We start from the raw sequence: 12,512 nt of genomic DNA, 5'->3' as shown, positions 1-12,512 counted from the left end.
TATTGTCTCAGGCTTTTTTAGTTGGGAATTATAAGTAAAATTACCACTAATCTAATTGTAGTAAGCATCTAAATAATAATTCTTTATATCTACCACCTAAGATATTAACTTGAATAACCATTTTATTTACCTATATTCGTTTAATATAAAATTACTCCATTTGCCACAAATGGTATCCGCTCTAAATAATTATTAAAATATAGGTGCTTTTCCAGCAAATTACTGCCATTATTTTTCAAATAAAACATCGCTTACTATGAGCATTAAAGAAAAAAATGGTATTAAGGAAGTTGCACTTTCTGATACAGTACTTCCACAAAAGGAAAACATTCCAGAGAATAGCGAACATTTAACGGAAGAAAAGTTAACGCTTCAGAATATCAGTAAAGCAAAAAAAGCAATGTCGCCTGTTAGCGACAGCATCGAAGCTGAATTTCACAATAAGCAAATAGAAGCTGAAATTTTAACCCTTAAAGAACAACTTCAAGCAAATGAACAGTATTTGCTAAATCTAACCAATGCTATAAACACCACAAACGCATCTGTAGAGCTCAATATGGATGGCAATATTTTAAATGCCAATAAAAATTTTCTCAAAATTATGGGCTACACTGCAAAAGATTTGCTGGGAAAGCATCATAGTATTTTAGTTGATACCTCATATTCAAAATCAAATGCGTATCAGTTTTTTTGGAACAGCCTAAAAAAGGGTATTTATCAAAGGGACGAATTTATTCTGACCGCGAAAAATGGCAAATTGATATGGTTTTTAGGTAGTTATAATCCTATTTTTGATGCTCAAGGAAAACCTTATAAGATCTTAAAAATAGCAACAGACATAACACTTACCAAAACACAATTTTTACAGCTGGCAGTTCAGGCTGACGAAAAGGAAAAAAGATCATCTGAGTTAATTATTGCCAATAAGGAACTTGCTTTTCAAAATAAGGAAAAGGAAAATCGTGCTGCAGAATTAATCATTGCAAATAAAGAATTAAAATTTCAGAATGACCAAAAAGAAAAACGGGCAGAAGAATTAATTATTGCTAATAAAGAACTGGCCATTCAAAGCAGAGAAAAAGAAAAACGTGCTGCTGAACTTATAATAGCCAACAAGAAACTTGCTTCTGAAAAGATTCTTAAAGAAAAAAGAAAAGTGCAAAAGCTAAAAAGAGCAGCAGAATTGATAGTTAAAAATCGAGAACTTGCCTATCAGGAAAAACGAAGCAGTGAGCTGACATTGGCTAATGATGAATTAAAAAAAGCGCAGGAAGAACTGGGATCATTCTCTTATTCTGTTTCCCATGATCTGCGCGCTCCAATACGTGCGATCAATGGTTATACACAAATATTGATAGAAGACCATGCTGATTCAATAGATGATGATGGGAAAAAAATCATACAAGCCATAATCAACAACTCCAATAAAATGGGAATATTGATAGATGACTTACTTGCTTTTAGCAAATTAGGCCGTAAAGAGGTCTCTTCTACCAATATAAACATGACCTCACTAGTAAATGGAGTCATAAATGATATAACATTTGAAAAAGGTGAAAATACACCCATTTTTGAAATTGAAGAACTTGCTCACTCCTATGGAGACCCATCACTGATCAAACAAGTCTGGATCAATTTAATCTCTAATGCAATAAAATATTCAAAATACAAACCAGAGATAAAAATTAAGATAACATCAACTTCACAAGAAGACAAAATCATATATAGTCTAAAAGACTGGGGCGCAGGATTTGATATGACCTATTACGATAAACTGTTTGGCGTATTTCAGCGTCTGCACTCACAGGAGGAATTTACAGGAACAGGCATTGGACTTGCAATAGTACAAAAAATAGTCAGCCGGCACTCGGGAACGGTTTGGGCTGAATCAAAATTAGATGAAGGTGCAACTTTTTACTTTAGCCTGCCGAATATTAAACATTAAAAAATAAAAAAATGGATTACGAAAATATTGAAATTTTATTTGCCGAAGACAGCATGGAAGATGCCATGCTGACCATGCGTGCCCTTAGTAAAAGTGGCTTTACCAACAAACTCCTACATGTAAAGGATGGTGCAGAAGCGCTTGATTTTTTATACTGCAGGGGAATTTATTCTAAGAGGAATCCAAAATCACATCCCAAACTTCTTCTCTTAGATTTAAAAATGCCTAAGATGTCCGGAATGCAGGTGCTTGAAAAGGTCAAAACCGATGATGCGCTTAAATCTATTCCAATAGTGATTCTTACCTCTTCCCAGGAAGATCCGGATATTGCAGAATGCTACAAACTTGGAGCCAACAGTTACATTGTAAAACCTGTTGACAGCAATAACTTTTTTAACGCAATAAAAGAACTTGGAATGTACTGGATGATCCTGAGCCAGCCGGCTAATTAAGCGTTTAATTAATTATTTCCTAAAACTATGATTCTATATTAAATGAAAAAAGATATTAGAGCATTGATATTAGAAGACAATACTTCTGATGCAGATTTATTAATCCGTCACTTGACAAAATCAGGATTATCGTTTGTATCAAAAATAGTCGATTCAAGAAAAGGTTTTGAAGAATCACTTGATACATTTTTGCCTGATATTATATTATCGGATTATGCACTGCCTTCATTTGATGCTGTTTCAGCCTTTAAAATAGTAAAAGACAGAAACCTCAATATACCCTTTATCATAATATCAGGTACTATTGGGGAGGAAAATGCTGTAATGCTTATAAAAGAAGGTGTTACGGATTATGTTTCCAAAAACAATTTATCATCGCTGATCCAAAAAATAAATCGTGCCCTGAAAGAAGCAGAAGAATTAGTTCAGAAAGAAGAGCTTATTGAAAAACTAAAAATACAGACTGCTGCACTGCTCAAGGCAAATAAGGAACTCGAACTCCAAAATGCGGAGAAGGAGAAAAGAGCAATTGAGTTATTGAATGCAAATAAAGAACTGCTTGCTTTTAATTTTATCTCAAGCCATGATCTGCAGGAACCGCTTCGAAAAATTCAGACTTTTATTTCCATTATAATGGAAAAAGAGATGACAACAATGACTGAAGCGGGAAAAAACAATTTGAAACGCATACATATCTCGGCAACAAGAATGAGACAGCTTATTGAAGATCTACTGGAATTTTCAAAAGTGAGTGTAATTGAACATCCATATGAATTAAGTGATCTGAGTGCTGCAATCGAAGATGTTAAATCAGAGCTTTTAGATGACATATATCAAAAAAAAGCTGTCTTTAAGATAAACGGATTAGTGCCTGTATTTATAAGACCATTCCAATTTCGTCAGCTTATCTATAACCTGATATCTAATTCATTAAAGTTCACAATTCCAGAAACTGAACTTCTCATCACTATACAATCGACCATTATTAAATATAATAAATTCAAGATGCTTAATCTCACCAATAATCCACAAGTATGTGATTATTGGAATCTCACATTTAAAGATAATGGAATCGGCTTTGACGCGCAATACAACGAGATTGTCTTTGTCATATTTAAAAGACTTCATCATGTTGAGGAATATTCCGGAACAGGAATTGGTCTGGCCATTGTAAAGAAAATTGTAGATAATCATAATGGAATTATAACCGCTGATGGTAATTTAAACAAGGGAGTTACATTTAACATCTTTATCCCAATAACTAAATAAAATCCCTAAGATCTAAATTTGGTATGGCTTATTTTATTTAAAACTGGATTGGATACCTTTTTTCCACAAAAGTCAATATTGATTATCCTTGAATTCTAAGTCACATCACTTAAAAGATCCAAAAATATTTGTCATTGCTTGTCATAAAAAATATTATCTTTGAGTCTAAATTAATTAAGAATTATCACGCCAATTTAAACGGATTTAAGCCAGTCTGAAACTTTCAATATTTATATAAATAACGAAAATCCTGATGGCAGAATCGTGGCGCAGCAGTTAGAAAATTTTAGAAATGCATTATAAAAGCGGGATGTGACGATTTTGTTTGAATCCCTCTTTATCCAAATTAAGACAAATAAATCTACTGGCTTTTTTTATTGGTTTAATTATTTTACTGTTGTCACATTCTAAATCCTCTTTTTTGAGAAGAAAGTTTTTGTTGAGGAAATACTGAAACCTGAGCAATGGCTTCCTTTAATGTCGGAATTGAGCTTATAGAAGGGTTTTTTATTTCCATTTTTTTCAAAAGTTGTCCATATCGGTCTTTACTTGTAATTTCCATTTTTTGTATATCAAAACCGTCATTTTCTTGTCTTACCCAAAAATCGCATACAATACTAGGATTATCATCTCCTGACCATTTCAGATAAGTCGATAGTAAAAAGTTTCCATCTCTATCAGATCTTTCTTTACCATTGTTACAGGCTTCCATATATTCGGTAATGTTTTCTTTCAACTTTCCCGTATAGGCTACTTGTATTTGAAAGTAACCATTAAAGCCTTTGTCTATGAGATTTTTTACGAATACGTCTAAATTAGGCAACTGTTTCATAATTTTAAATTTTAGTTTATTATTTTGATATTCTGTTTTTCAACACAGTGATTTTTTAATATTGAAACCTTTCAAATTATTACATATATAAATACAATGTTATTAAGCCTAAGATTTCAATATTGCTGGAAAAATGATATTCTTGTGTATTTACTGGATATCCTTAAACTTGAAGGACTTTGTATTTCATACAATTGGATGTGCTTTAAATCAGCCCAATTTAGGATACTTCCAACTTTTTAATAAACTCGGGTAATCAAATACTTTTATTAATAAACCTCTGTTAACTCGCTTAAAACTTGAAAATCTTCAAGTAAAAGGTTCGAATTTTGTACCAACGAGTTCACAAAAAAGCGGAAATCTTTATTTATAAGATTTTCGCTTTTTTAATTTTAAACTAAATTCATCATTTAGATCCTATCCTGATTCAAAAATCTTTATATTGACATATTCTATTTCCAATATTTACTGCTAAATCATATCCAGCTACGACAAAATTTGAGTTAATTACTTTTTTTAATCAAAGAACTTCCTTCACAAACAAAACTTTATTAAATTCGTTGCAGAAAAACAATTAACCTAATCCCAAATTAGTTTATGAAACACCTACTACTCTTATCATTTATTATGATAACATGCTCAACATGGGCACAATCTGCAACCGCTTATTTTGATAAAGCGATGAAAAAAGCCGAAGCCGGAAACACAAAAGGCGCCATTGCCGACTATACAAAAGCCATTAAAATGAATTCTCATTTTGTAGAAGCTTACCAAAACAGAGGCGTTGCAAAATACAAACTCAACGATTTACAAGGAGCTCTTGCTGATTTCACCAAAGCAATCGAGTTAGACACCATGAATTCTGATGCATTTACAGGAAGAGCAAACGTAAACTACAAATTGATGAATTACGATGCAACTATCGAAGATTGCTCTTATTGCCTCATGATGAACCCTAAAGATTATGTAGCACTGAATTTAAGAGGTCTTTGCTACAATAAAATGGGAGAAAAAAAGAAATCCTGCAAAGACTTTTCTAAAGCTATAGAATTAGGAAGTCAAAGCGCCATAAAAAACAGAGCTACTTTTTGTAAATAAAAAGCAAACTCAAAAACTAAACTCAAAGCAATCTGTAAAATCTACATTTTATAGATTGCTTTTTTCATTAATAGCGAACTCAATTCTATATTAAAGATATTACTACATTTGCTCTATAAACATATAATAATGGTACTCCTTAAAAATTTAAATAATAAAGCAAAAACAGACGAAAACTCAGGCTTCGGAACAAATGCAAATAGTTACGGAGGAAGGTTTGTAAACAAAAACGGAACTCCTAATATTGAAAAAAGAGGAATGAATTTGTTACGCCGAATTAGTTGGTACCATACCATGATTGAAATGCCAAATTGGAAATTCATGCTGATTTTATTTTCATTTTATATTATAATCAATTTCATCTTTGCCATTCTGTATTACGCAATCGGAATTGAGCATCTAGACGGAATCGAGCAATCTCAAAGTATATTGACTCAATTTGGACAAGCTTATTTTTTTAGTGCGCAAACTTTTACTACTGTAGGTTACGGACATATTAGTCCAACCGGATTTTTAACCAGTGCATTATCTGCTGCCGAGGCTTTAATTGGTTTATTGAGTTTTGCCATTGCAACAGGATTATTTTTTGGAAGATTCAGCAAACCAACCGCTTTTTTAAAATTCTCACATAACGCATTAATTAGTCCTTATAAAGATGGAAAAGGATTAATGGTAAGACTTGTTCCTTTTAAAAACACCAATCTTACCGATGCAAAAGCAAAAGCAACCTTGGGAATGAGCGTTGAAGAAAATGGCGTAAGAACAAACAAATTTTACACTTTAGAGCTTGAATTAGACACCATAAATGCACTTTCGTTAAGCTGGACATTAGTGCACCCAATAACAGAAAATAGCCCTTTGTATAACTTTACAGAAGATGATTTTAAAAATACGCATGGCGAAATTTTAGTTTTTATTACCACATTCGATGATATGTTTAGTAATACCGTTGCAGCGAGAACATCTTATACATTTAGTGAAGTAATTTTTGGTGCAAAATTCGAAACAATGTATAACAGAAGTAAAGGTGGTACTAAAACGATTTTGTATTTAGACAAATTAAATCAGTTTCGTACTACAAACTTCTCATAATCTATCATTTTAATCAAGTTTTAAAAGGGAATCTCAGATTTTGTTTTATTTTTGTTTATCCAAATAACCAAAAATGATTAACAACATTAAAACTGTTTTCAGCATTAAGGATCTCGAAAACCTGTCAGGAATAAAAGCACATACAATTCGAATTTGGGAAAAAAGATATAACATTCTTGAACCAATGCGAACGGATACTAATATTCGTCTTTATAACTTACATAGCTTACAAAAACTTCTAAATATAACTTTACTCCACGAGTATGGTTATAAAATATCTAAAATATCAACCTTTCCGGAAGACAAAATTCCACAATTAGTTCGTGAGATTATCTCGAAGAAAAATGCTCAAAACTACGCCATTACATCTTTTAAAATGGCAATGATGAATTTTGATCAGGAAATTTTCTTCAATACTTTTGACTGGCTTATTTCTGAAAAAACATTTAAAGAAGTTTTTAAGGATCATTTTCTTCCTTTACTGAAAGAATTAGGATTATTGTGGCAATCTGAAACCATTACTCCTGCAAATGAACACTTTATGAGTCATTTGATTAAACAAAAGATTTTAATTTACACCGAAAGCCTTCAGATATTAAAACCAACCAAAACTGACAAAATTTTTGTTCTTTCATTACCATTAAATGAAATTCACCAAATAGGACTACTTTACCTTCAATATGAGATTTTATCTAAAGGATACAAAACCATTTACTTAGGTGAAAGCATGCCAATCGAAAACTTGCAGGATCTTACCAAACATTTCGAAAATATTACGTTTATTTCGTTCATGACGATTCAGCCTGATCGCCACGTTATCAATCAGTACGTCAAAACAATGGGGCAAAAATTGCTTCAAAAAAACAACGAAATCTGGCTAATGGGTAAAATGGCACAACATATAGATGCAAAAAACCTACCGGATCGAATAAGAATATTCGATTCTATGGATGAAACAATTGAAACTATATAAATATTTTGTTTAAAGTTTTTGTACATTTGTTAAACAAATGAAAAAAACTATCGCAATAATAGGATCTGGCTTTTCTGCATTAGCCGCTTCATGTTACTTGGCTCAACAAGGAAACAAGGTAACGATATATGAAAAAAATGATTCTATTGGAGGAAGAGCCAGACAATTTAAAAAAGATGGTTTTACCTTTGATATGGGACCAAGCTGGTATTGGATGCCCGATGTTTTCGAATGTTTCTTTAATGATTTCAATAAAAAAACAGCTGATTATTATGAACTCATAAAGCTAAACCCTGCTTACAGTGTTTATTTTGACATTGATGATTTTATCAATATCTATGACAATCTTGAAGAAATAAAAATCACTTTTGAAAAAATTGAAACAGGAAGTGCTAAAAAACTTCAAGCTTTTATCAATCAAGCCAAAAGCAATTATGATATTGCGATTAAAGATTTGGTTTATCGACCAGGAGTTTCTCCACTCGAATTAATCACACCCGAAACCGCTTTAAAATTAAATCAGTTTTTAGGTACTGTAAGCAATGATATCCGAAAGAAGTTTAAAAACGAAAGACTGATTCAGATTCTGGAATTTCCTGTTTTATTTTTAGGAGCAAAACCCTCAAAAACACCATCTTTTTATAATTTCATGAATTATGCCGATTTTGGTTTAGGAACCTGGCATCCAAAAACAGGAATGTTTGATGTTGTTCGCGGAATCGAAAAATTAGCTCTTGAACTCGGAGTTCAAATTGAAACCAATGCTTCGATCGAGAAAATAATAGTCGAAAATAAAATAGCAACCGGAATAATAATTAACGGAAAACCTATAAAAGCCGATATTGTTTTAAGCGGCGCAGATTACCATCATACCGAAACTTTACTAGATGAAGAACATCGCGCTTATTCTCAAAAATATTGGGAAAGCCGAGTTTTTGCACCTTCTTCTCTATTGTTTTTTGTTGGCTTCAATAAAAAGATAGAGAATGTAACACATCATGCTTTATTTTTTGATGTCGATTTTAATCAGCACGCAGCCGATATTTATGATAATCCGAAATGGCCGGAGGCGCCTTTGTTTTACGCCAATTTTCCATCCAAAACAGATGAAACTGCGGCTCCAAACGGAATGGAAAGCGGGTTTTTCCTGATTCCGTTGGCACCGGGAATTAAAGATACCGAAGAACTTCGGGAAATATATTTTAAAAAGATAATCACTCGTTTTGAAACACTTACACAACAAGAAATAAAAAATAGCATTATATTTAAGAAGTCTTTTTGCAAAAACGACTTTGTAACAGATTATAATGCATACAAAGGAAATGCTTACGGAATGGCCAATACGCTATTGCAAACTGCTTTTTTACGGCCAAAACTAAAAAGCAAAAAAGTCAAAAATCTATATTTTACAGGACAATTAACTGTTCCTGGACCAGGAGTTCCACCTGCCTTAATTTCAGGAAAATTAGTTGCTGAGTTAATTCAAAAATCTAATAGATCGTAAAAAGATGAAAACACTATTTGACACCGTTTCTTATAAATGTAGCAAGTTGGTCACCAAAAACTACAGTACTTCGTTTTCGCTTGCGGTTAACATGTTGTCGCCAAGCATTAGAGACGCTATTTACAGCATATATGGTTTTGTTCGTTTTGCCGATGAAATTGTCGATTCGTTTCATGATTATGATAAAGAAAATCTAATCAACGATTTCGAAAAAGAACATTATAAAGCAATGGAATCCGGTATAAGTTTAAATCCAATTTTAAATTCATTTCAGCATACCGTAAAAGAATATAATATTACAGATGATTTGGTTCAGGCATTTTTAAAAAGCATGAAACTAGACCTTGTAAAATCGACTTACAACACACAAACAGAATACGAAGATTATATTTATGGTTCTGCTGATGTTGTTGGTTTAATGTGTTTAAAGATTTTTGTAAAAGGAAATAACCAAAAATACGAACAGCTTAAAACAGAAGCAATGCGATTGGGATCTGCTTTTCAGAAAGTAAATTTCCTGAGAGATTTAAAAGATGATAATTTAGTTTTAAACCGAAATTATTTTCCGGGCGTCGATTTAAAATCTTTTGATGAAAAAGCAAAAACAACTATTATAAACGAAATCGAAGAAGATTTTAGAATTGCATACCAAGGAATTGTAAAACTTCCTATTGAAGCAAAATTTGGCGTTTATACTGCTTTTATTTATTATAGAAAATTGCTCAAAAAATTAAAAAATACACCGTATCATGAAATTGGAAATTCACGAATCAGAGTTTCAAATTATACTAAAGCCGGGCTTTTAGCGCAATCTTTTGTAACTTACAAGTTGAAGCTAGTTTAGCTTAGTGAAGTGCATTTATCCGCACAGTTGTGTCATTCCGAAGCCTTGGGATCAAAATGATACAAGTGAGAATAAATTTTAAATAATAACAATACAAAAAATACAAAATGATTCCTTTTCTAATCTTTTTAGGCGTTTTTCTGTTTATGGAATGTGTAACCTGGCTTACACACAAGTACATTATGCACGGATTGATGTGGTATTTTCATGCTGATCACCATCAGCCTAAATATGAACATACTTTTGAACGCAATGATATTTTCTTTGTCATTTTTGCCACTCCAAGTATTACGATGTTTTATTTTGGAGTTCAGGGCGGATTCAATTATTGGTTTTTCATCGCTTGCGGCGTTACGTTATACGGAATGTGTTATTTTTTAATTCACGATGTTTTGATTCATCAGCGTTTTAAGTGGTTTAAAAATACTAAAAACAAATACCTCATCGGTTTACGAAAGGCGCACAAAATGCACCATAAACATTTAGGAAAAGAACATGGAGAATGTTTTGGAATGTTGTTCGTTCCTTTTAAATATTATAAAATGTAAATTGATTTATGAAAGTATATAAAATAGAAACCGTACAACATATAAATGCCAATATCGAAGAATGTTGGGACTTTTTTTCGAGTCCAAAAAACCTTCAAACCATTACGCTTGATAATATGAGTTTCGAAATTCAGGATTTTGATGGCAAACGCATGTATTCCGGACAAATTATTATTTATACTTTGAAGCCACTTTTAGGTATTAAAATCAATTGGATGACGATTATTACAGTTTCAAAAGAAAATCAATATTTTGTAGACGAACAACGTTTTGGTCCTTATTCTTTATGGCATCACAAACACTTTTTTGAACCAACTGAAACGGGCACAAAAATGACCGATGTTGTGCATTATGCTTTGCCTTTTGGCTATTTAGGCAGAATCATGAATAAATTGATTGTAGCAAACAAACTCAAAGATATTTTTGATTATCGTCGTAATAAAATCGAAGAATTATTTAATTCAAAATAATTTTTTGCTACAGATTTTACAGATTAACATTGATTTTTTCACGCAGATTCTGCAGATTTAAGCAGACATGCGCAGATTTCTTTTGATTAAAATCAAAAAATAAATCTGCTTAAATCTGCAGAATCTGCGTGAAAAAATCAATGTTAATTTGTAAAATCTGTGGCAAAAAAAAGAATTCCAAACAATGACAAAACAAAAAGTTACCCTTTTCTGGTTTCGACGCGATTTGCGTTTAGACGATAATATTGGATTGTTTAATGCTTTACAATCTGATTTTCCTGTAATTCCTTTATTCATTTTTGATGAAGATATTCTGGAGAATCTTCCTAAGAATGACGCACGTGTAAGTTTTATTTATGATTCACTCGAGAAAATAAACACAGAACTCAAAACTTTTGAATCTTCTATCTTAATTAAAAAAGGAAAAACATTTGAAGTTTGGAAATCACTTCTGGAAGAATTTGACATTCAACAAATCTTCTTCAATAAAGATTATGAACCTTACGCCATCAAACGTGATTTAGCAATTAGTACTTTATTAAAAGAAAATAATGTTGAGGCTTTTTCATTTAAAGATCATGTTATTTTTGAAGAAAAAGAAATTACAAAAGCTGACGGACTTCCGTACACCATTTATACGCCTTATAAAAATAAGTGGTTAGATAAATATCATCTTTCAGGACAAACTCATGAATATGATACCAAACCATTATTAGGCAATTTTGCGAAAAGCAACTATTCGTTTCCTGAATTATCAGAAATTGGTTTTGAAAGAAGTTCGATAAAAGTCTTGCCTCACAATTTAACTCAAATAGCCAATTATAAAGAAACACGCGATTTTCCAGCGCTAGACAGTACATCTTATCTTTCTCCGCATTTACGTTTTGGAACTGTTAGTATTCGAAAATTAGTAAACTGGGCGAATAAAAAAAATCAAACCTTTTTGAGTGAATTAATTTGGAGAGAATTTTTCATTCAGATCCTTTTTAGTTTTCCGAATGTTGTTAATCATAATTTTAAATCGGCTTACGACGGAATTCAATGGCGAAATAATGAAGACGATTTTAAACGTTGGTGTTCCGGAACCACAGGTTATCCAATGGTTGATGCCGGAATGCGCCAATTGAATGAAACAGGCTATATGCACAATCGTGTCCGCATGGTAGTGGCAAGTTTTTTATGCAAACATTTGTTGATAAACTGGCAATGGGGAGAGGCCTATTTTGCAGAGAAATTATTAGATTTTGAATTAGCTTCAAACGTAGGAAACTGGCAATGGGCAGCAGGAACGGGTTGCGATGCAGCACCATATTTCAGGGTTTTTAATCCTGAAATTCAACAAAAGAAATTTGATGATAAAGGAATCTACATTCGTAAATGGATTCCTGAATTTGATTTGGGTTATAACAAACCTATGATTGATCATGCTTTTGCAAGAGATCGAGCGATTGCAACTTATAAGGCGGGGATTTTGAAATAGTTTTT

At 32.1% G+C, this 12,512-nt stretch carries 12 protein-coding genes; 11 read left to right on the top strand and 1 reads right to left on the bottom strand.

What is annotated here, in order from left to right; genetic code table 11:
* The first annotated feature begins 256 nt into the window (after window positions 1-256).
* Genes GKZ86_RS19600 through GKZ86_RS19590 form a run of 3 tightly spaced genes read left to right on the top strand, consistent with a single transcriptional unit; the run spans window position 257 to window position 3,666 of the window.
* Window positions 257-1,945 (top strand): ATP-binding protein, encoded by a 1,689-nt coding sequence (locus tag GKZ86_RS19600; RefSeq protein ID WP_154784741.1) that lies wholly within the window; start codon window positions 257-259, stop codon window positions 1,943-1,945.
* An 11-nt stretch (window positions 1,946-1,956) separates the two neighbouring features.
* The gene (locus tag GKZ86_RS19595) at window positions 1,957-2,397 is read left to right on the top strand and encodes a response regulator (RefSeq protein WP_154784740.1); all 441 of its coding nucleotides are present in this window, start codon (window positions 1,957-1,959) and stop codon (window positions 2,395-2,397) included.
* 42 nt (window positions 2,398-2,439) lie between these two features.
* Window positions 2,440-3,666 carry a hybrid sensor histidine kinase/response regulator gene (locus GKZ86_RS19590; protein ID WP_154784739.1) on the top strand — a complete coding sequence of 409 codons (1,227 nt, stop codon included), beginning with the start codon at window positions 2,440-2,442 and terminating at the stop codon, window positions 3,664-3,666.
* A 400-nt stretch (window positions 3,667-4,066) separates the two neighbouring features.
* Here the strand turns inward: GKZ86_RS19590 and GKZ86_RS19585 are convergent, their stop codons facing one another.
* Window positions 4,067-4,498: a hypothetical protein gene (locus GKZ86_RS19585; protein WP_154784738.1), complete on the bottom strand. Its 432-nt coding sequence runs from the start codon at window positions 4,496-4,498 to the stop codon at window positions 4,067-4,069.
* A gap of 597 nt (window positions 4,499-5,095) precedes the next feature.
* On the opposite strand from GKZ86_RS19585, the gene GKZ86_RS19580 reads away from it, so the two are divergent.
* The 8 genes from GKZ86_RS19580 (at window position 5,096) to GKZ86_RS19545 (ending at window position 12,507) form a co-directional block, all read left to right on the top strand.
* Entirely contained in the window at window positions 5,096-5,596 is a 501-nt protein-coding gene (locus GKZ86_RS19580) for a tetratricopeptide repeat protein (RefSeq protein WP_228526617.1), read from the top strand.
* A gap of 129 nt (window positions 5,597-5,725) precedes the next feature.
* Window positions 5,726-6,688 (top strand): ion channel, encoded by a 963-nt coding sequence (locus GKZ86_RS19575; protein ID WP_154784737.1) that lies wholly within the window; start codon window positions 5,726-5,728, stop codon window positions 6,686-6,688.
* Window positions 6,689-6,761: 73 nt separating this feature from the next.
* Window positions 6,762-7,661 carry a MerR family transcriptional regulator gene (locus GKZ86_RS19570; protein WP_154784736.1) on the top strand — a complete coding sequence of 300 codons (900 nt, stop codon included), beginning with the start codon at window positions 6,762-6,764 and terminating at the stop codon, window positions 7,659-7,661.
* Window positions 7,662-7,698: 37 nt separating this feature from the next.
* Window positions 7,699-9,165: an NAD(P)/FAD-dependent oxidoreductase gene (locus GKZ86_RS19565; protein ID WP_154784735.1), complete on the top strand. Its 1,467-nt coding sequence runs from the start codon at window positions 7,699-7,701 to the stop codon at window positions 9,163-9,165.
* Between the two features lie 4 nt (window positions 9,166-9,169).
* Window positions 9,170-10,009 (top strand): phytoene/squalene synthase family protein, encoded by an 840-nt coding sequence (locus GKZ86_RS19560; protein WP_154784734.1) that lies wholly within the window; start codon window positions 9,170-9,172, stop codon window positions 10,007-10,009.
* A 107-nt stretch (window positions 10,010-10,116) separates the two neighbouring features.
* Window positions 10,117-10,557 carry a sterol desaturase family protein gene (locus tag GKZ86_RS19555; protein WP_154784733.1) on the top strand — a complete coding sequence of 147 codons (441 nt, stop codon included), beginning with the start codon at window positions 10,117-10,119 and terminating at the stop codon, window positions 10,555-10,557.
* A gap of 8 nt (window positions 10,558-10,565) precedes the next feature.
* On the top strand, window positions 10,566-11,027 hold the full coding sequence (locus tag GKZ86_RS19550) for an SRPBCC family protein (RefSeq protein WP_154784732.1): 462 nt from the start codon (window positions 10,566-10,568) through the stop codon (window positions 11,025-11,027).
* 184 nt (window positions 11,028-11,211) lie between these two features.
* On the top strand, window positions 11,212-12,507 hold the full coding sequence (locus GKZ86_RS19545; RefSeq protein ID WP_154784731.1) for a deoxyribodipyrimidine photo-lyase: 1,296 nt from the start codon (window positions 11,212-11,214) through the stop codon (window positions 12,505-12,507).
* Window positions 12,508-12,512 lie beyond the last annotated feature (5 nt).

The sequence above is a fragment of the Flavobacterium sp. LC2016-13 genome (assembly GCF_009707955.1).
Classification (GTDB): Bacteria; Bacteroidota; Bacteroidia; order Flavobacteriales; family Flavobacteriaceae; genus Flavobacterium.
This window is presented reverse-complemented; position numbering and strand designations above follow the sequence as displayed.

Bases quoted from the DNA above. Each gene is read 5' to 3' on its own strand.
- GKZ86_RS19590 (WP_154784739.1), top strand. From the start codon at position 2,440: ATGAAAAAAGATATTAGAGCATTGATATTAGAAGACAATACTTCTGAT.
- GKZ86_RS19595 (WP_154784740.1), top strand. From the start codon at position 1,957: ATGGATTACGAAAATATTGAAATTTTATTTGCCGAAGACAGCATGGAA.
- GKZ86_RS19550 (WP_154784732.1), top strand. From the start codon at position 10,566: ATGAAAGTATATAAAATAGAAACCGTACAACATATAAATGCCAATATC.
- GKZ86_RS19555 (WP_154784733.1), top strand. From the start codon at position 10,117: ATGATTCCTTTTCTAATCTTTTTAGGCGTTTTTCTGTTTATGGAATGT.
- GKZ86_RS19580 (WP_228526617.1), top strand. From the start codon at position 5,096: ATGAAACACCTACTACTCTTATCATTTATTATGATAACATGCTCAACA.
- GKZ86_RS19570 (WP_154784736.1), top strand. From the start codon at position 6,762: ATGATTAACAACATTAAAACTGTTTTCAGCATTAAGGATCTCGAAAAC.
- GKZ86_RS19585 (WP_154784738.1), bottom strand. From the start codon at position 4,498: ATGAAACAGTTGCCTAATTTAGACGTATTCGTAAAAAATCTCATAGAC.
- GKZ86_RS19545 (WP_154784731.1), top strand. From the start codon at position 11,212: ATGACAAAACAAAAAGTTACCCTTTTCTGGTTTCGACGCGATTTGCGT.
- GKZ86_RS19560 (WP_154784734.1), top strand. From the start codon at position 9,170: ATGAAAACACTATTTGACACCGTTTCTTATAAATGTAGCAAGTTGGTC.
- GKZ86_RS19600 (WP_154784741.1), top strand. From the start codon at position 257: ATGAGCATTAAAGAAAAAAATGGTATTAAGGAAGTTGCACTTTCTGAT.
- GKZ86_RS19565 (WP_154784735.1), top strand. From the start codon at position 7,699: ATGAAAAAAACTATCGCAATAATAGGATCTGGCTTTTCTGCATTAGCC.
- GKZ86_RS19575 (WP_154784737.1), top strand. From the start codon at position 5,726: ATGGTACTCCTTAAAAATTTAAATAATAAAGCAAAAACAGACGAAAAC.